The 18,197-nt window shown below is 44.8% G+C and carries 21 protein-coding genes; 20 read left to right on the top strand and 1 reads right to left on the bottom strand.

Annotated features, from left to right (window positions below; all coding sequences use genetic code 11):
* Positions 1-7 precede the first annotated feature (7 nt).
* The 6 genes from AAC854_RS13315 to AAC854_RS13290 all read left to right on the top strand — a co-directional run bounded on the left by AAC854_RS13315 (position 8) and on the right by AAC854_RS13290 (position 5,909).
* Positions 8-280 carry a DUF1799 domain-containing protein gene (locus tag AAC854_RS13315; RefSeq protein WP_340617524.1) on the top strand — a complete coding sequence of 91 codons (273 nt, stop codon included), beginning with the start codon at positions 8-10 and terminating at the stop codon, positions 278-280.
* Between the two features lie 53 nt (positions 281-333).
* The gene (locus AAC854_RS13310; protein ID WP_340617523.1) at positions 334-3,213 is read left to right on the top strand and encodes a phage tail tape measure protein; all 2,880 of its coding nucleotides are present in this window, start codon (positions 334-336) and stop codon (positions 3,211-3,213) included.
* Between the two features lie 14 nt (positions 3,214-3,227).
* Positions 3,228-3,458 (top strand): hypothetical protein, encoded by a 231-nt coding sequence (locus tag AAC854_RS13305; RefSeq protein ID WP_340617522.1) that lies wholly within the window; start codon positions 3,228-3,230, stop codon positions 3,456-3,458.
* Positions 3,459-3,570: 112 nt separating this feature from the next.
* A complete protein-coding gene (locus tag AAC854_RS13300) occupies positions 3,571-3,864 on the top strand; it encodes a hypothetical protein (RefSeq protein WP_340617521.1) in 294 nt (97 codons plus the stop codon).
* Positions 3,865-4,015: 151 nt separating this feature from the next.
* Positions 4,016-4,630: a zinc ribbon domain-containing protein gene (locus AAC854_RS13295; protein WP_340617520.1), complete on the top strand. Its 615-nt coding sequence runs from the start codon at positions 4,016-4,018 to the stop codon at positions 4,628-4,630.
* Positions 4,631-4,766: 136 nt separating this feature from the next.
* Entirely contained in the window at positions 4,767-5,909 is a 1,143-nt protein-coding gene (locus AAC854_RS13290; RefSeq protein WP_340617519.1) for a hypothetical protein, read from the top strand.
* A 71-nt stretch (positions 5,910-5,980) separates the two neighbouring features.
* Here AAC854_RS13290 and AAC854_RS13285 read toward each other — a convergent pair whose 3' ends face one another.
* Positions 5,981-6,703 (bottom strand): helix-turn-helix domain-containing protein, encoded by a 723-nt coding sequence (locus AAC854_RS13285; RefSeq protein ID WP_340617518.1) that lies wholly within the window; start codon positions 6,701-6,703, stop codon positions 5,981-5,983.
* 66 nt (positions 6,704-6,769) lie between these two features.
* Here AAC854_RS13285 and AAC854_RS13280 point away from each other — a divergent pair, with 66 nt between their 5' ends.
* From AAC854_RS13280 to AAC854_RS13215, 14 genes are all read left to right on the top strand, one after another.
* Entirely contained in the window at positions 6,770-6,943 is a 174-nt protein-coding gene (locus tag AAC854_RS13280; protein ID WP_340617517.1) for a hypothetical protein, read from the top strand.
* 187 nt (positions 6,944-7,130) lie between these two features.
* The gene (locus AAC854_RS13275) at positions 7,131-7,910 is read left to right on the top strand and encodes a phage antirepressor KilAC domain-containing protein (RefSeq protein WP_340617516.1); all 780 of its coding nucleotides are present in this window, start codon (positions 7,131-7,133) and stop codon (positions 7,908-7,910) included.
* Between the two features lie 318 nt (positions 7,911-8,228).
* Positions 8,229-8,672 carry a hypothetical protein gene (locus AAC854_RS13270; RefSeq protein WP_340617515.1) on the top strand — a complete coding sequence of 148 codons (444 nt, stop codon included), beginning with the start codon at positions 8,229-8,231 and terminating at the stop codon, positions 8,670-8,672.
* A 92-nt stretch (positions 8,673-8,764) separates the two neighbouring features.
* Complete coding sequence (locus AAC854_RS13265) at positions 8,765-9,445, top strand: ORF6N domain-containing protein (RefSeq protein ID WP_340617514.1); 681 nt, start codon at positions 8,765-8,767, stop codon at positions 9,443-9,445.
* 169 nt (positions 9,446-9,614) lie between these two features.
* Positions 9,615-9,917 carry a hypothetical protein gene (locus tag AAC854_RS13260; RefSeq protein WP_273549225.1) on the top strand — a complete coding sequence of 101 codons (303 nt, stop codon included), beginning with the start codon at positions 9,615-9,617 and terminating at the stop codon, positions 9,915-9,917.
* Positions 9,914-10,267, top strand: a complete 354-nt coding sequence (locus tag AAC854_RS13255) for a hypothetical protein (protein ID WP_273549224.1) — start codon at positions 9,914-9,916, stop codon at positions 10,265-10,267. Before AAC854_RS13260 ends, AAC854_RS13255 begins: the two co-directional genes overlap by 4 nt.
* A gap of 90 nt (positions 10,268-10,357) precedes the next feature.
* Positions 10,358-10,705, top strand: coding sequence for a phage tail protein (locus tag AAC854_RS13250; protein ID WP_340617513.1), 348 nt, complete (start codon positions 10,358-10,360; stop codon positions 10,703-10,705).
* A complete protein-coding gene (locus AAC854_RS13245; RefSeq protein WP_340617512.1) occupies positions 10,702-11,445 on the top strand; it encodes a phage minor tail protein L in 744 nt (247 codons plus the stop codon). Before AAC854_RS13250 ends, AAC854_RS13245 begins: the two co-directional genes overlap by 4 nt.
* Position 11,446: 1 nt before the next feature.
* Positions 11,447-12,166 carry a C40 family peptidase gene (locus AAC854_RS13240; RefSeq protein WP_340617511.1) on the top strand — a complete coding sequence of 240 codons (720 nt, stop codon included), beginning with the start codon at positions 11,447-11,449 and terminating at the stop codon, positions 12,164-12,166.
* Positions 12,167-12,212: 46 nt separating this feature from the next.
* Positions 12,213-12,758, top strand: coding sequence for a zinc ribbon domain-containing protein (locus AAC854_RS13235; RefSeq protein WP_340617510.1), 546 nt, complete (start codon positions 12,213-12,215; stop codon positions 12,756-12,758).
* A gap of 35 nt (positions 12,759-12,793) precedes the next feature.
* Entirely contained in the window at positions 12,794-13,369 is a 576-nt protein-coding gene (locus AAC854_RS13230; RefSeq protein WP_340617509.1) for a tail assembly protein, read from the top strand.
* 52 nt (positions 13,370-13,421) lie between these two features.
* On the top strand, positions 13,422-16,610 hold the full coding sequence (locus AAC854_RS13225) for a TipJ family phage tail tip protein (protein ID WP_340617508.1): 3,189 nt from the start codon (positions 13,422-13,424) through the stop codon (positions 16,608-16,610).
* On the top strand, positions 16,607-17,638 hold the full coding sequence (locus tag AAC854_RS13220) for a DUF6453 family protein (RefSeq protein WP_340617507.1): 1,032 nt from the start codon (positions 16,607-16,609) through the stop codon (positions 17,636-17,638). Before AAC854_RS13225 ends, AAC854_RS13220 begins: the two co-directional genes overlap by 4 nt.
* A 19-nt stretch (positions 17,639-17,657) precedes the next feature.
* A partial coding sequence (locus AAC854_RS13215; protein WP_479715126.1) for a cupin domain-containing protein occupies positions 17,658-18,197 on the top strand: 540 nt, incomplete at its 3' end.

The following is an 18,197-nucleotide window of genomic DNA, read 5'->3' as shown; positions in this document are numbered from 1 at the left end:
CGGGGGAATGAGCGCCAAAGACGCCGCTGACTTTGAACGGGCGTTTGGCTTCCTCCCGGACGAGTGCGATGTTGAGGTATGGCCTGATGTCTGGGATTCGTATTTGACGTTTAGCGCAATGAGAACTCAATGGCGTGTTGGCATGAACGGCGCTACAGGGCTGGATTATTCCCCACTGAATCAGGTCATGGGTTATCTCAACATCAAAGACAGGGCGACCGTATTTAACGATATTCGGGTGATGGAAGTTAAGGCACTCGAAGTTATGTATAAGAAGTAACAACTCCTTTTATGACCTCTTTCGGGAGGTTTTTTATACCCGAAGGAAACATAATGACTGACGTAGCAACGATTTCACTAAAGGTTAACACCTCTGACCTTGAGAGAGGTGAGCAAAAGCTAAACTCATTTAAGGATGCCGCTGATAAAGCAAGCAACTCCACAGATAAGTTAACCAGTCAGTCAGAAAAGAGCGCTGCTGCTTCGGCTGAGATGGCTAAAGAACTTGACCAAGTAAATAAAAATGTTGCGGCGTCGGTCGCAAAGAAACAAAACGCAGCTTTAGCCTCCAAAAAACTGGCGGCAGAACAAGATAAAGTCGCAGAAGCATTCTTTAAACAGATTGATGCCATTAAACGCAATTCGACAGCGACAGAGCAGCTAACCAAGATTCAGGCAGAGGCCAGAAAAGCCCGCCAGTCTGAGAAATTAGACCTTGAATCTTATCGAAATATCCTGTCTGACATTGTCGGCAAAAAGATGCGGATGGCAGAGGCTGATGCGAAACAGGTTGCAGCGAGTCAGGTATTCCTTACCAGATTAAAAGATCAGCTAGCAACACAAAACCTTAGCCGCAATGAATTGTTACGATACCGGGCGGCACAATTGGGTGTGAGTTCTGCGGCAGATATTTACATCAATAAATTAAAAGAAACGGGTAAAGCCACTAACGATTTAAGCGGGAAAAATAAATCTGCTATTAATATACTTAAAAACCTAGCTGGCTCAATAGGAATGGGCGGGTTATTGCGTGGTGGAGTTTGGGGAGCAGTAATCTCAGGGGTGGGCGGGATTGCCAAGGCTGCTTATCAGGCAGAGCAAGAATTCACTCAATTCAATAAGCAGCTTATCTTAACAGGTAATTACGCTAATAAAACCGCTGGACAGCTCAACGAAATGGCGCGTGTCATGTCAGGTAATGGCATCACGCGGTCTGAAATAGCTGCGTCTATTGCGAGCGTCGTCGGGACAGGGTTATTTAGAGATAATGAAATATCCCGTATCGCTAAGGCTGCGGCACAAATGAATTACATTACCGGGCAGGCAGTTGAGACGACAATAAACCAATTTCAACGGTTGCAGGACGAGCCGTTAAAAATGTCACTGGAATTGGAAAAAGCCAATCACCATTTGACCGCTGCGCAACTGGAGCAGATCAACACATTAGAATTACAGGGCAATAAAACAGCGGCGGCCAGACTTGCTATCGATGCCTATGCGCAATCTATCAATGATGGGGCGAATGATATAACTCAAAATCTGGGTTTTCTTGAGTCCGCATGGCTGGGAGTTCAAAACGCAGCCAAAAGCGCTTGGGATGCCATGCTTAATATAGGCAGGCAAGATACTCTGGACGAGAAAATTAGGGCTTATGAAGAAAAACTTATTGAATTTCAAATTAACCCCGCGTCAAAAGGTATTCATTATTATCAGACAGGGCAGCCTCCAGAAGATTTAATGAAAGAATTGGAGCAGCTGAAAAAGCAGCAATTTGATAGAGATCTAGAGAACGCACGGAAGCAATCCAAAAAGGAAGCAGAACAGAGAGAAGTCGAAAACTTTAGAATTCGTCAAAAATGGCATAATAGTTATGCGAGCTGGAAAACCAAACGCGATGAGGAATTGGCAAAATTAGAGGCTGAAAAATATGCGTTAACCAAGGAGCAGTACGAAGAGTATAAGAAACAGATCAACTATAAGCACCGTGACCGCCAAATGCCCGGTTCTCGAAAAGGTAGAAAACCTAAATCCGAACCTAAATTCAGAGTTGATGCTGGTACTCGTGAGGATGAGAAAGCCGCTCGCGACTTGTTGTCTTTACAATCCCAACTAGAAGTACTTAAGAAGCATCAAAGTGTTGACGATATTATCAGCCAGCAGCGTAAAGATCTCTGGAAAGAACAAGCGCAGTTTAACATTCTCGAAGAAGCTGCTCGCACTCGCAAGCTGACCTTGGATGAAAAATCACTGTTAGCCAGCAAAGAGAGCATTCTGGCACAAAAAGAAAAACTGGCTGTCATTGGTGATGAAGTTGAAGCTCAGAAAAAAATCAACGCTGAACTGGATCAGCAGCACAAACGAGTCGCTGAAATTGAAGCCAGAACCAGAGCTATGATTGAAAGCGCGGGTAAATCTGACAGAGTCTATCAGCAAGAGATAGCCATAGAGAAGTCTAAGACGCCAGAAGAAAAAGATGTGTTAAAGAAGCACTTCGAGGAAGAAGAAGCTTTAAGAGGTAACTGGGAGAAAGGTATCCAAAAAGGCTTTGCTGAGTTCCAAGAACAAGCCACAAACACCTATGCCAACGTCGCTCAAATCTCACAAGCGGCATTTACTGGCATGAGCAACACCCTGTCTGATTTTCTTCTCACTGGTAAGGCTGACTTTGGCGATTTCACCAAATCCATTCTGAGCATGATCACCAAAATGCTAATGCAAATGGCTATGTTGCAAGCCATGAAAGCCGCATTCGGTGGTACTGAATTTGGTAAGACGTGGTTTGGATATGCTGGTGGCGGCTACACTGGAGATGGCGGCAAATATGAGCCTAAAGGCATTGTTCACGGCGGCGAGTTCGTCTTCACCAAAGAAGCGACAATGCGTCTCGGCGTGGCTAACCTATATCGATTAATGGATGGTGCTAAGAAAGGCTATGCTAGCGGTGGTCACGTTGGCGGCTCTCAACCGATGACAGTCAGCACTCCGACTCCAATAATGTACGGTATGCAACCTGTGCCCGCTGGTGGAGTTCAGGTCAATCTTGGCGGTATTCATGTAGAAGGCCAGCAGCAACAATCTACTGCTTCAAATATAGACGCGCAGGCAGCGGAACAATCACTGACGAGAAAAATAAGGGCGGTGATAGTTCAAGAAAGCCGTGATGGTGGTGATTTGTATAAGATCATTAGAGCGGCCAGAGGTAGAAATTATTAATAAGCGAGGTATGTATGTTTTTCAAAATTGGCTCAACAATAGTTAGTCCTGAACAGGAAAATATCAATATTCCTGTGGAGGTGTTTAAAGGCAATCCCAAAGATGGTGGGTGCTTTATTACGGGATTGAGTCCTGATGTTCATATCATCTATCACGCAGCATTCAATGCTGATAAGCCGCTATCGGTGTACTTCAAAGAGGCTGAGGAGTACGCCGCCAGAACTATCAAAGAACTTAACGATTAACAGCCACCAATCCGGTGATTTTTATTACTAACACCTCAATTGAATAGAGTTTGCTTCATTTTGCACCATACTTTGGCTAAGATTCATTAATCTAATTAAATTGGAGGTGACGATGAAAAGGTTAGCATGGATGGTGTTATTATTACCAATGGTAGTTCAGGCCGAACAGTCAGATAAAGATTTTATTATTGAAGCAACAAATAATGTCTGTTCTCAACATACCGATCCTGAATTTTGTCGATGGCAATTGGAAAACATTACTGCAATTTCAGGGATAATTTCACTGAGCTATGCTAGTTGCGTTCGTAATGATGAACACACAAAAGATTGCAGTAAAACAGTAGAGGCATTTAACTATATACAAGGTCAATATGATAAGAATATGACTGAAAAGCCAGCGCGCTGAAAATGTCAGTTGATGCTATCAGTAGCCTGTTGAAAGAGATATCTGAAACAAGGTTACTTTTGTGAAAACTCTTACCTCTTAGAGGGATAAATTGTCTGGAATCGTGTAGTTAGTAACATAGCAAAGCTATTTTGATGGGGATCGTAATCATATGGAGCCTATTTGGGGATTTTTAATTTACGCACTAGTCGTGTTTATTGTTAGTGTTGTTGCTGGCAAAAGGACCAGCACTCTTAGAGGTGTTGTCTATTTTATTATCATGTGTGGGGTATCATTTGTGCTTGTGGTCGTTACTAGTAATATAACCAATGGTAATGGCTTAGCTGCTGGCTTTATGGCATTTGCTTCTCCATTGATTGGGTTGATTGTAGCCCTGTCTAGTCGAACAGATGAAGTCAAAGCGGTAATTCATGGCGAAAGTAGTTCATATAAAAAATGCCCGTTCTGCGCCGAAGCTATAAGAAAGGAAGCTATCAAATGCAAGCATTGTGGAAGTGATTTGATTAAGGTGGACGCTACTGTAGAAGCTGTGGGAAGGGTTGGTAACGCAGATGAGCTTCTTATAAAGAAAAGAGACGGCTTCATGATAAATGATGATGGCGTGAGAAAATTAGTTGAATCATTTTTTGCTCAATCACCGGACTCAACGAATATCTACAGAGACTTTGAAGATGAAATCACCATAATAAAGCGCACTCTACCTAGTGAGATTCATGAAACGTTCATTAGAAAAATAAAATACTGGGATAGTGAATTGAGAGCGTAATCTATAAAATAACCCAAGCCCTAAAGGGCTTGAATCTGACACCCATCACACAAATACCCTTTAAGTATGGATTATTGCATTACCCTCCCCCTCATTAGTTGCTATTATGAGCAAAATTTAACAATGAGGGATTGTAATGAAAAAATTAGCTGTTTTGCTGATCGGGAGTGTATTGTTGGCCGGATGTGGGCCAAAAGAGTTATCTCTTGAAGAGAAGCAACAAGTTGATAATCTGAAAGTTGAGTTAACACAAACTGAGAAAGATATTTCAATCGCAAAATTGCAAGATGAACAATATGCTGGCGGTCTTATCAAATCATTAATTGAAATGCGGCTTGAAGTTTTAGAAACCAACAAGGCATTATTACAACAAAGAATTAATGCAATAGAATCTGGTGCTGAAATTGACATCGTAGTAAATGAGGTAAAACAAGATCCTGAAGCGTCTAATGTCATAAAAGCAGAGATTGAAAATCTAAAATCTGACATTGAAGCGGCGAAAAAAGATGCTGCTAATTACAGTGGTGGTTTAGTACAGGCAGTGAAACTATCTACGGTTGCTACTCAGGAGCAAACGTTGGCTATGTTGCAACAAAAATACTTATCAGCTAAATACGGGCTAACCACTGGTAAAATATCTAACAATAATCAGGGTAATTTATCCACCTCAATTGAAAGCTCAGGTAATAAGTCCAATAAAAACGAAATCGAACAGCAGTTATTGCCACCTGCCGATGGTCCTTTTGGGTTACAAGCGGGGCTGACTAAGAAAAACATTGAAGACATGACAGGCAGCAACCTTGTCCCAATTGAAAACAGTGTAAATCTGTATGTAGCTGATAAATTGCCTAAAAAAAATACTGAATTCAAAACGTATGCACTTTTGATTTCACCAACAGCTGGGCTTTGTCAGATACGAGCTATTAGTAAAAATATCAAGACAGACAGTTATGGCATTTCATTAAAGAGTAAATTTGAAGATCTTAAAATTTCTCTTGATTCAATATATGGAGAGAGTAAAAAGGCTGATTTTTTACTCCCTGATTCGATATGGGAAAAGCCACAAGATTGGATGATGGGGTTATATAAAGAAGAGAGATTCCTATCAGCAGAGTGGGAATCTAAAAGTGAGACTTTAGAAAAAAACTATCTTGATTCTATTGCGTTGGAAGCCAGAGCTAATGATCGTTCAGATGGATACCTCTTCCTGCAATATAATTTTGAAAATAATAAAAAATGTAAAGAAGAGATTGATAATACTAAGAAAAGTTCACTTTGACAAACAGCCCCTTACGGGGCTTTTTTGTTGGTCAGAAATTAATTCTGACTATTCGTTATAATTCAATGAAATTAATTAGTTAAAATGTCAATCCTATTTAATGCTGGTAATGTTATTTCATAAGAAACAGCGGGTATAAGTATAATTTCTTTACTTTCAATTTCACTACTTTCTATTTGTTCTTGTGGGTATCTGGAATCAAGCGGCATTAGAGTTGAGGTTCTCAAGTTAGAGAAATATTGCCTAAATACGGATTTTCCGTTAGGCATAATAGCGATAACAAAATCTTGATTTTCAGGGTCTATAGCTGGCTCAAATATCACTAATGAATCTTTAGGAAAACTGAGATTATCAAACCCAGAAGTTGCCATTGCAGGATCGGAAATGCGAACGGCAAACGCCCAATCACTTAGGGCATAACATGTTGGGAAGTATTCATTGGTTATATACAGTGGTGATTGACTAGTTACCCAGTCAATCACCTTATTTAATGGAATAATGGGGATTTTTTTTAACGCCCCTGAAAAGGTTGTCAGATTTTCAATTCCTGATTCACCTTCCCCTGTCGCCAGCCATTCTGGCGTTGTACCTAAAACTCTAGCTAACTGCTTTAGTACACCTTGTCTTGGTTTTGATTCACGTCCTTCATAGGCTGCGATTTGGCGCTGAGATACACCAGCTAAAGTAGCAAGTTCCGCTTGTGTTAATGAGTTTTCAGCCCTAGCCGATGAGATTCTTGCGTGGAATCCCTCATTTATTTCAAGTTTATTCATGTTAAACTCTTTGTTCTTCATAAAACCTCTTGATTTGTCTTCATAATGAGATATTATGAGAATGTAAGATATTAAATATGAGGATACATGATGAATAAGGAAAAAAAAACAATCAACCCTATGCAGTTAAGAATTCCACCTGAAATAGAGCAAGGAATTGTTAAATCAGCAGAAAGAAACTTAAGAACTCGTCACAGCGAAGTGGTGTACCGCTTGATGTTGTTAGATGCGATGGAGAAAAGAGGTGAGATTGAGATCTAAACAGCGAAGCCCTAGCTGCGCGAACAGACTAGGGCCTCTGAGTGCCATTTACCGCGAGATAAACAACTTAGTCATTGTAACGAATGACAAATCAATTTACCAGAGTACCGCCAAGTACCCTGAAAACAGAAAACCAGTAGTTTGCAGTTACTGGTTTTCATCAAACTAACTCGATGGAGAGTTTTTAATGACTAATAAGAATGTAGCAGCTTCTGGCGCAGTTGTCACCAAGATGTCAAGTCGCGAGATCGCAAAACTGACTGGTAAAAGTCATACGCATGTATGCCGCGATATTCGCACTATGTTATCTGCTTTATATGGTGGCGCTGAATCTGATTATATCCGTAAGCCAGATTTGGTTTACCTTACCAATCAATGCGTTATCTGCATTCAGTACGACAATAACAATCCCAATGCTTGGGAGTATTTACTAGACCGTCGTCATACTGAAATCTTAGTTACTGGATACGATGTTAAAAGACGTGCAGCGGTGATTGATCGCCTGTACGAATTAGAACAAGAAAGGCGCAATTCCCCTTCGAGGTTACCAAACGCCAAAGAACTTGCTCTCATGGTAATTCAAGCCGAAGAAGAAAAGGAACGTTTGTTACTGGAAAATAAAGACCTTGAGCACAAGGTCGAAGAAATGAAGCCAGATGTAGATGCCTTCGAGCGCATCGCCAAAAAATCAACTGGCAGTATGTGCGTTACAGACGCAGCGAAACATCTACAAATCAAGCCTAAAGCTCTTTTCGATACTCTTTCGTCAACTAAGTGGATTTATCGCCGTTTGGGTAAAAAATCTTGGGTTGGTTATCAAGACAAGTTACAACAAGGGTTGCTGGAGCATAAGGTGACTATTGTCGCTAAAGACGATGGAACTGAGAGAGTTTGCGAGCAGGTTCTCGTGACTGCAAAAGGCATCTCCAAACTAGCTAAGATGTTGAGCGTGGATAAAGCGGCTTAAGGACTGAGGGCCAAGGATGGCGATCAAATACTGATCTATTCAAAAGAATTAACCAATTTAACAGTGATTGTTAGGGTTAACAATACAAATTTACTCGTATTTGGTGTGTAATTGGTTGAATATTCGAAGTATCTCGCAATTCACGGCTGATTACCTTTACAAAAAGTTACAATTACGCAATAAATAGCTCCGTTCTGAAACGGCGAAGCCCCAACTACTTCAGTTAATGAATTTTCACCGTTAAACGTGGTTAGATAAATTGACAAGGCACTAACCTTGGCTTATCGTTGGTTTTATTTCGATGATAGAGGAAGAAAGATGAGTGGTATTTTCATTTCTACAGTTGATTTTAGCAAGTTGTCTCAAAGTGCAAAAGACGAAATTCTAGCGCTTGTTACTAAGGGTCATGATGGCGTAAATCTCACTTACGAGGAGACTGATCTGCCAATAGATTTATCTTCTGCGCAAGCGATAAAGGTCATTCGCGGACTCAGTGATAAATCGCGTTTAGTGTTGAAAACAATTCTTGAAATAGATGGAGCTGGAGATGGCTTCTGGAGCAATGACGTTGCAAATAAGCTTGGAATTGAAGCATCTGAGTTAACAGGAGTGTGGTCTGGACTGACGAGAAGAATAAGGACTGTTACTGGTGAGCCAGAAGCATACTTGTTTAATTGGGCATGGGATGAAGACAAGCAGGATTACTATGGCTCCCTGCATAAAACCACATTCAAAAATTGCAAGAAAGCATTAAACATTTAGTCATGAAATGAAAAAAAACAGAGCGAAGCCCCAACCATCGTGGGGATAGTCAGGGCTTCTAAATCGTCTACTCCAACCCAAGGAATATAGACATGTTAAGTATATCAGTTAATAAATTATGTAAAAACTCCAATTCAGTAGAAAGTATGATCGCCATCATGCACAACAGTGTTCCAGTTATTACTACTGAGTTGTTAGCTGATGTTTATGGAACTGATGAAGTAAATATCAAAATGAATTTTTCGCGCAATACAGAAAGATTTACTCATGGTAAACATTACTTCAAGTTAGAAGGTGCTGATTTAAAACAATTTAAGAACAGGGTAACTGAAAGTTACTCAGTTGAATATGGCGCTAAAATCGTTGGTAAACGTGCTCGTAGCCTAATCCTCTGGACAGAACGCGGAGCTGCCCGTCACGCTAAGATGTTGGATACTGATAAGGCATGGGATGTTTTCGAGAAACTGGAAGACTTTTACTTTAACCAAAAGGAATCGGAACCAGTAACGGCTAAAACCACGGTCCAACAACGCAACCCATTAAAGAACGCCACATGCAACCATATTAATTTGTCAACTGAGGTTGATAATGTTAACGCTGCATATAGGGAACTGGGTACGTTGATAGATGTTTGGGATAGACTTGACCCGCATTTATCTGTCCTAACTCCTGATATAGCCAAGGTGTTTAATACTGCACTTTCTAATATAGACGGCTCTTTATTTTCTCTCAAGACTGCAATTGAGCGGAACTCTAAGGTGTTGTTGAACTAACACCAAGCCACGGACGGCTAAAACTTATTTTGTATATACAAAAAATATAAGTTAGCAATTTACTTTATCTATCAATCACGCAGCAATTACTGCGGTTTTATGAGTTGTTTTGATTTGTTCCGTAGTGTATTGTGTATATACAGATTAACCATAGGTTAAAGACTGTCATATGAAACTCTTGATATCATCAAATATCAGATTGAAGTTAGCAGGTAAGAATCCACCTGTTAATGAGGAAGATATACTCCAGTGTTTTTCCAATCGGGTTGGGTACTTTCTTGAGGACACAAGAGAAGACAATAAAACTGATCCGCCAACAAAGTGGTTTATATCTGAAACTGATTACGGTGTTAAATTAAAGGTGGTTTTTATTTACTATCCGGAAAAAGGGGTAGCCATAAGAACAGCCTATGCACCTAACGAAGATGAATTGAGAATTTACAGAAAATACGGTCTAGGAACAGAGAAATGAGCAAACATACTGATAAGCGAACAAACCTGATAGCTTCCACTAATGAAGCATGGGATAACGGTGAGCTTGGTCGCAGTGAAGCTCACGTCAAAGTGTCTGATGATATAACAGATGAACTGATTAATGAGGCATTGGATTTGCAACCCATTTCAATCAGGTTGAATAAGTCTCTGATTGAAGACCTGAAAATGATAGCCGACCTTAATGGCTTGGGCTATCAGCCGTTAATCAGGCAAGTTTTAAATCGTTTTGCTAATAGTGAGAAAAAACGGATACTGACAGAAGCTCATAACAAAGCGATGAAAAGCGAAAAAAGAAAATCAGCAAATAAGCGCCACAAGGCAGCTTGACTAAAGCAATCAACTCACAACAGCCCGCTTCGGCGGGTTTTTCATTTCTAACGCCGCTTAATTGCGGTTTTTTCTTTTATAGGTACTTATATGGCTATTGAAGAGTTTAAATGGCGAACTCAAATCCAAGATTCGCCCAGCGGTGAATTTAAACACCGAATCAAGGTCATTGAGTTCGGAGATGGCTATAAGCAGGTATCCGCTGACGGGATTAACCCCGAAACCCAGTCTTGGCCTTACTCCTACATCGGCATGAAAGAAGAAGTGATGCCGATATTTCAGTTTATCCGCAGGCACACCTTAAAGTCATTTATCTGGACGCCGCCATTTGGGGAGAAAGGGTTATATCGAGTCAAGGCAGATTCAATAACCATGCTCCCTATGGCAGGTGGTGTTATGAAAATATCAGCAACATTTGAACAGGCATTCAGCGCATGAAAATTAATGCAGATCTCCAACGTCTTGAGTCGGGGAATAAGATTCTTTTGTTTTCTGTTGATGGTTCCGCTTTTGGTGGGCCAGAGCTGTATTTCCATAATTACCCCACTCCTTATACAGAAAAGGAATTGGAAGGCGATATAGACAGCTTACCGATTAAATCTATCTGGTGGCAGGGCGTGGAGTATAAGCCTTGGCCTGTCAAGGTCGAGGGGTTGGAGGTGAATAGCGATGGTCGTTCAACTTCGTCCACACTCACTGTGGCTAACCTTGATGGCACCATTAGCGCAATGTGTCTGGCTTATCAGAATATGGCTCAGGCTCGTGTCACTATCCGTATGACATTCTCGCATTATCTGGATGCGCGCAATTTCCCGGAGGGTAACCCGGAAGCTGACCCCACACAGGAGAAAATCGACGTCTACTATATCGATAGCAAGACCCATGAGGACAATAAAAGCGTTCAGTTTGCGCTGTCTTCACCTGCTGACTTGCAAGGGATTCAAATTCCTACCAGACAGATACACAGCCTTTGCACGTGGTGTATGCGTGGGTTATATCGTAAATCGCCATGTGGCTACACAGGGAATCAATATTTTGATGAGGATGGCAACCCGACCGACGACCCGTCAAAGGATGTTTGTTCCGGGTTGCTATCAACAGGGTGCGAACCGCGTTTTGGAAAAGGGAATCCGCTTCCATTTGGCGGCTTCCCCGGTTCTGCATTACTGAGGCGATGATATGGAAACTTTACGCAAACATATTATTAATGCAGCTATGGATCACGCCAAAGCAGAATACCCCAATGAATGCTGTGGGCTGGTGGTTCAACATAGCCGCAAACAAAAATATATCCCCTGTCGCAATACCGCGCCTTCACCCACCGAGCAATTCAGCATTCACCCCGAAGATTACGCCAATGCTGAGGATACAGGCACTATAGTTGCTATCGTTCACAGTCACCCCGACACCACAACACAGCCCAGCCAATTAGACATTGCCCAGTGTGACCTGTCACAAATCCCGTGGGTGATCGTCTCTTGGCCCGAAGGGGATATTCGTACGCTGATGCCGACTGAGGGAATCAAACCTCTCATCGGTCGCCCGTTCGTGCATGGTATCTGGGACTGTTACGCCATTGTGCGCGACTGGTATCGGCTGGAGCGTAATATTGAAATCCCCAATTTTGAGCGCTCAGATGGCTGGTGGGAGCGGGGCGAAAACCTGTATATGAAGCACTATGCGGCGGCGGGCTTCGCAGCGTGCAGCGGGGAATTACAGGTGGGGGATGTAATTATTATGCAGGTGCAAGCCAAAGAACCTAATCATGCCGGGGTGTATATCGGCGACGGATTAATGTTACACCATACGTACGGACAACTCAGTCAGCGCGTACCCTACAGTGGGTACTGGCAGGAACGAACAATAAAAAGACTGAGATACCGTCAATTGCATAAATAGAGGATCATGATTAGCATAAAAGGAGATTAAACTATGGAGAGTCGTTATGGATGGTCTTGTTTTGTTGCTTATCATTTCTGCTGCATTAGGATTACTTCCTGCCAAGATAGCGGCCAATAAGGGCCGAAGTTTTGGTGTTTGGTGGTTATATGGTTTTCTTCTTTTTCTTATCGCATTTCTTCATTCCCTTGCATTGTCAACCGATCAGGAAGTTATAGAAAAACAAAAAATGGATTCAGGGGAAATAACAAAGTGTCCGTTTTGTGCAGAAACAATTAAGTCAGAAGCCATTGTTTGCAAGCACTGTAATAAAGAAATTCCGGCAATTTGTAATGCCAGCGAACGTGATTTTTTAAACGCACTATCTTCTCAGAAGTTTTATATTCAAAAGAATGGTAGTTATGAATTAGAAGATTCTGTTCTCATGGTATCAATTCAAAAAATGAAGGAATTTAGATCTAAGATGACAGAAAGTGAGTACGTTAAATTTCTCAATGAATTTGGTGGCGTTATTTCATCTATAGAAAATCATCTACCTGAACAATTAAAAGAAGAGTTTAACGAGAGGCGTCGTTATTGGCTTCTTAGATAACCCCCGCTTCGGCGGGTTTTTTGTTGGAGTAAACCATGAACACACTACGAATAATACGGCTGAACGGGGTTTTGGGCGCTCAGTTCGGACGAGAGCACTGTTTAGCGGTATCGTCCCCTCAGGAGGCTGTCAGGGCACTGTCTGTCCTGATTGACGGATTTGAAAAGTTTCTGCTGACCGCGAAAGAACGGGGCTTAACCTTTGCGGTGTTCAGCGGCAAGCGCAATATCAGTCAGGATGAACTGGAATTTTCGGGTGAGGGTGACATTCGGATTGCCCCGGTGATTATCGGCAGCAAGAAAGCCGGGGTTTTACAAACCATACTCGGGGCGGTGATGGTCGTCGCCGGGGCGTTTATGTGGTCAACCCCGTGGGGTGCGCCGATGGTGATGTCCGGCGTTGGAATGATGCTGGGCGGCGTGGTGCAGATGTTATCACCGATGCCGGGGGGACTGGCGCGACGGGAAGATCCGGATAACAAACCCAGTTACGCCTTTGGTGGCCCCGTGAACTCCATCGCGCAGGGCAACCCTGTTCCGGTGGGCTACGGTAAGCGTCGTATCGGCGGGGCCATCATCTCAGCGGGCATCTACGCCGAAGACCAGCAATAACCGTCATTACGTTTAGTCTCGCCGCACCTGCGGCTTTTTTTATGGGTGAAATATGGGACATCATCTTATTCAGGGCAGCAAGGGCGGCAATGAAAGCCCCCGCACCCCCGTTGAATCACCGGATTCATTGCAATCCACCTCGTATGCCAAAATCTTACTGGCATTGGGTGAAGGTGAGTTTGAAGGCGGGCTGGACGGCACTAATATCTTTCTGGATAACACGCCGATTATCGGTCCCGATGGTCAGGCCAACTTTGAGGGCGTGAAGTGGGAATTTCGTCCCGGCACGCCACACCAAGAGTATATACCGGGCATGCCAGCGGTCGAAAATGAGCTGACCGTGGGCACGGAGTTAATGGAGTCATGGGTCAGATCGGTCACCAATACCCAGTTGTCGGCGGTTCGCCTCCGGCTGTCATGGCCCCAGTTGCAAAAGCAGGAAGAGGACGGCGATACGGTGGGGTATCGCATCGATTATGTGATTGAGGTGGCAACCGATGGCGGTTCGTATCAGGAATTGCCCACACTTGCCGTGGATGGTAAGACGACCACTAAATATGAACGGTCACACCGTATTGATCTGCCTAAAGCACATTCAGGCTGGCAGGTTCGCGTGCGTCGTCTCACCCCGAAACAGAACACTATCCGGATTGCGGATGCTATGGTGGTTGAGGCTATCACCGAGGTGATCGATGCCAAACTCAGTTACCCCGAAACTGCCCTGTTGTTCGTTCAGTTTGATGCCAAACAATTCCGCAATATCCCGCAGGTCTCCTGTGAGCCGAAGATGCGCATTATTCGTGTGCCCGATAATTACGATCCGGACAGCCGCGCGTATTCCGGTGTATGGCAAGGCGCCTTTAAATGGGCATGGACAGACAATCCGGCGTGGGTGCTGTATGACCTGATGATGAATGACCGGTTCAGTATCGGCACCCGGGTTAAGGCGGAGAACCTGAGTCTGGCGAAATGGGATTTGTACCGCATCGCCCAGTATTGTGATCAGCCCGTGCCTGACGGTAAAGGCGGCATGGAGCCAAGGCACACTTGCAATGTCTATATCCAGTCACAAGAGGATGCGTGGACAGTACTTCGGGATATTGCCAGTATCTTCCGGGGCATGACGTTCTGGGCCAACAACAACATGAATGTACTGGCCGATATGCCGCGTGATATGGATTACCTCTATACCCGTGCCAATGTTCGTGACGGTAAGTTTGTTTACGCCAGTTCCAGCGAGAAAACCCATTACTCTACCGCGATGGTGAGTTGGTCAGATCCACAGAACGGCTATCAGGATGCGGTCGAGCCGGTTTTTGATAACCGGTTAATCCGTCGTTATGACGTCAAACAGGCGGATGTGACGGCGATCGGCTGTACCCGCCAGAGTGAAGCGATACGGCGGGGTAAGTGGATACTGCATACTAACGAGTATGACCGGATGGTGACCTTTACCGTGGGGCTGGATGGCAAAATCCCGTTACCCGGTTACGTCATTGGGGTGGCTGATGAAATGTTTTCCGGTCGCGTGCTGGGTGGGCGTGTGGGTTCGGTGACTGGACGCAATATCACGCTGGACCGGGTATCGTCTGCGAAAGCGGGCGAGCGGCTAATTCTGAACCTGCCTTCCGGTAAAGCGGAGGGGCGAACCATTCAGGCGGTGAACGGTCAGGTGGTCACGGTCACTACAGACTATTCGGAAATACCGGCCACTGAATGTGTCTGGGCGATTGATGCGGCGGACTTGGCTGTCCAGCTATTCAGGGTGACCGGCATCAAAGAGGGCGAGGACGGCGTGTCGTTTGAGATCACCGCCGTTGAGCATAACCCGGATAAATACACCCATATTGATACCGGCACCCGCATTGATGAACGCCCCATTTCGGTCATTCCGCCCGGCGTTCAGCCCCCGCCGAAAAAGGTGACGATTGGCAGTTACTCCGTTGTCAATCAGGGCATTGCCGTAAACACCTTGCGGGTGACATGGGAAGCGGCTGAAAGTGCGATCGCCTATGAAGCGGAGTGGCGGCGGGATAACGGGAACTGGATACCCGCCCCCCGAACCTCGACACAGGGCTTTGAAGTGCCGAACATCTACGCCGGACGCTATCAGGCCCGAGTGCGGGCGATTAATGCGTCTGAGATATCCAGTCTCTGGGCAAATGCACCGGAAACGCACCTGAAGGGAAAACAGGGTAATCCACCTGCACCTTTGGCATTCAGAACAACCCCGATTATCTTTGGTATCCAGCTTGACTGGGGTTTTGCGCCACAGACGGACGACACGCTGAAAACCGAGATCCAGTACAGCCCGACTAACGACGGTGAAGGGTTAATGCTGCTGGCGGATATTCCCTACCCGCAACGCACCCATACCCTACAGGGACTGTTAGCCGGGGTCGCGTTCTACTTCCGTGCCCGTCTGGTGGATAAATCCGGCAACCAGTCCCCGTGGACAGAGTTTGTCCGGGGCGAATCCTCAACGGATACGAGCTGGATAGTGGAGGCCACTGGCAACCAGTTCCTCACTGCCGAGGCCGGAAAACGGCTGCAATCCCAGATTGATTATAACTCGGAAGCGGCAATGGAAAATGCGGCACTGAGTGGCTCCATTGTCCAGCGTCAACTGAAAGAAAATGGCGAGATGCGGACGGAGATACTGGAAGTCAAAACCACACAGTTGACCGACAGGAAAGCCTTTGCGGAGAAGATGGAAAAAGTTCAGGCCGATGTGGGTGAGAATGCGGCGGCGGTGCAGACCAAGGCGACCGCGGTCTTTGATATTGATGGCAATGGCTATGCTATCAAGGATATCGGGGCAGGGGTGAAGTACAAAGGTCAGTTCTATCAGGCAGGCATGGTGATTGGGGCTGAGGTGAAGAACGGTAAGGTCGAGACGCATTTCGGCGTCAGGGCGAACCAGTTTACGGTGGTGAATCCGTCCAATGGGAAAATGGAGCCGGTGTTCGTGATTAAGGACGGGCAGGTTTTTATCAAAGAGGCCTTTCTCGGTACAGCGGTAATTGACGGGGCAAAAATCAAAAATGCCTCTATCACCATGGCAAAAATTGCTGACGGTATACGTTCAGATAACTGGCCGTATGGTGGCTGGAACCTGCCTAAGAATGGGGCGTTTGAGATGCGAAGCTCGGCAAGTGGGGCGCGGGTCGCCCTCGACCATACCGGGTTAACCGTTTGGGATGGCAGTGGAACAATGCGGGTTAAGGTGGGGAAAATATGAGTTGGGGCATGATGGTACAGCCCGGTGACGGGGGTAAACCTTTCCGGCTGGATTCCGACCGGGCGCAGACAATGAGCCTAATACAAACTGTGAAGGTGGCGTTATACGACGATTACAGGAAATACGGATGGAAACAGTCACGCCATATTCCTGAGGCGAAGGATTTTAATATCGTCCTGATACCAACAAAAACTGTTATGGTCGGATTTCGGGGAATGGTCTCTGCCATTATTGACCTCAGGATTGAGAATATCAGAATGGACGGAGAATACTTGCATTTTGAGTACAGTGATAATCCCAATAGACATCAAACTGGGCTAGGGGCCTTGATCGACGCGTTTATGCCGTATTTTGACAAAGATGAACATTTTTATATTCAGGTCTGCGGCTATCCTAAAAATACAGGTTCATTTGGTATCCAACTGGCAGGTATGAACGGCGTATCGACCATTACAGACCAGAACCGGCTGGGTTATTGCGTCTATCGCGGGCGAGTCACACTGGATAAAAATGGGCAATGGCGAGTGCCGGATTCCATACCCAACAGGGCGCAATGCTTGGTATTTGCCCGGACAGAGACATCCGGCGCGGCGATAGGCATGACGCACGATAGAGTCATTGTAAATAATGACGTCGCCTGTGAGGTGTATGTCGTCATTTTTTCCAGTGGCTTCCCGTTGCAAAAACCTGACTGGGGTGTAGCGATTTATAACGCGTCAGGTCATATGACCTACTCATCTTATTATACGCCTTTCTTTATGGGTGAAATGATACCTGTGAGGAATGGGAGTGGTTCAGCCAAGACTATTGCAAAACCGATGGTACAGGTTAATCAACTTGCCAAGCTGGTAGAAGATAGAGGAAAGGGATATTTTTGGCTTTTTGATTCTGGTTTTTCCTTTTCGGGTAATAAGGTGTGGGTGAACAGAGTAGGTAAAGCGGATATGGTGTATTCCCAACGCGATTGGTTCAACTACAAGCCCATCGATTACGACATCTACGCGATTAACTTCGACGACTACTTCTAAATTTTCTCAGGAACCAATCATGCTCCATTCACAAGGCACTATCAGCACTGTGTCCGGCTCGGCTATTGTCCGCGGTACGGGCACAAAATTTATATCGAATATCAACGGGGTTGCCCCCGGGCAGCTTATGTTAATCCAGTCCGGCAACAGCAATTTACCGCACATGATTCAGGCAGTGAATTCAGATACCGAGCTGGTACTGGCGGATAATGCCAGTGTTACCCTCAATAACGTGAAATACCAGATTCAGACCACTGCCCCAGATTCCATTTCCGATGGGGCCAGGCATATAGTGGCGATTAACAGCTACATCACCCAGTTCCTCCAGAACATGGACAAATGGATGTCACAGAATGGCACGGTGGAGGTGACATTACCGAACGGTCAGACCGTGTCATTGCAATCAATACGGGCATTGCAGGCGGCGATGGAGGGGAAACTGGATAAAAGTCGAAATGGGGCGGATATTCCGAACAAATCAGAGTTTGTGCGGAATATAGGGTTGGAAGGTGCAGCTATCCAGAATCAACCTGCGTCGTTTGACGGGGTGGTGGTCAAA

The organism is Xenorhabdus entomophaga (assembly GCF_037996725.1).
GTDB classification, from domain to species: Bacteria; Pseudomonadota; Gammaproteobacteria; order Enterobacterales; family Enterobacteriaceae; genus Xenorhabdus; species Xenorhabdus khoisanae.
The sequence above is the reverse complement of the archived record's forward strand: the minus strand, read 5'-3'. Positions and strand labels throughout refer to the sequence as shown.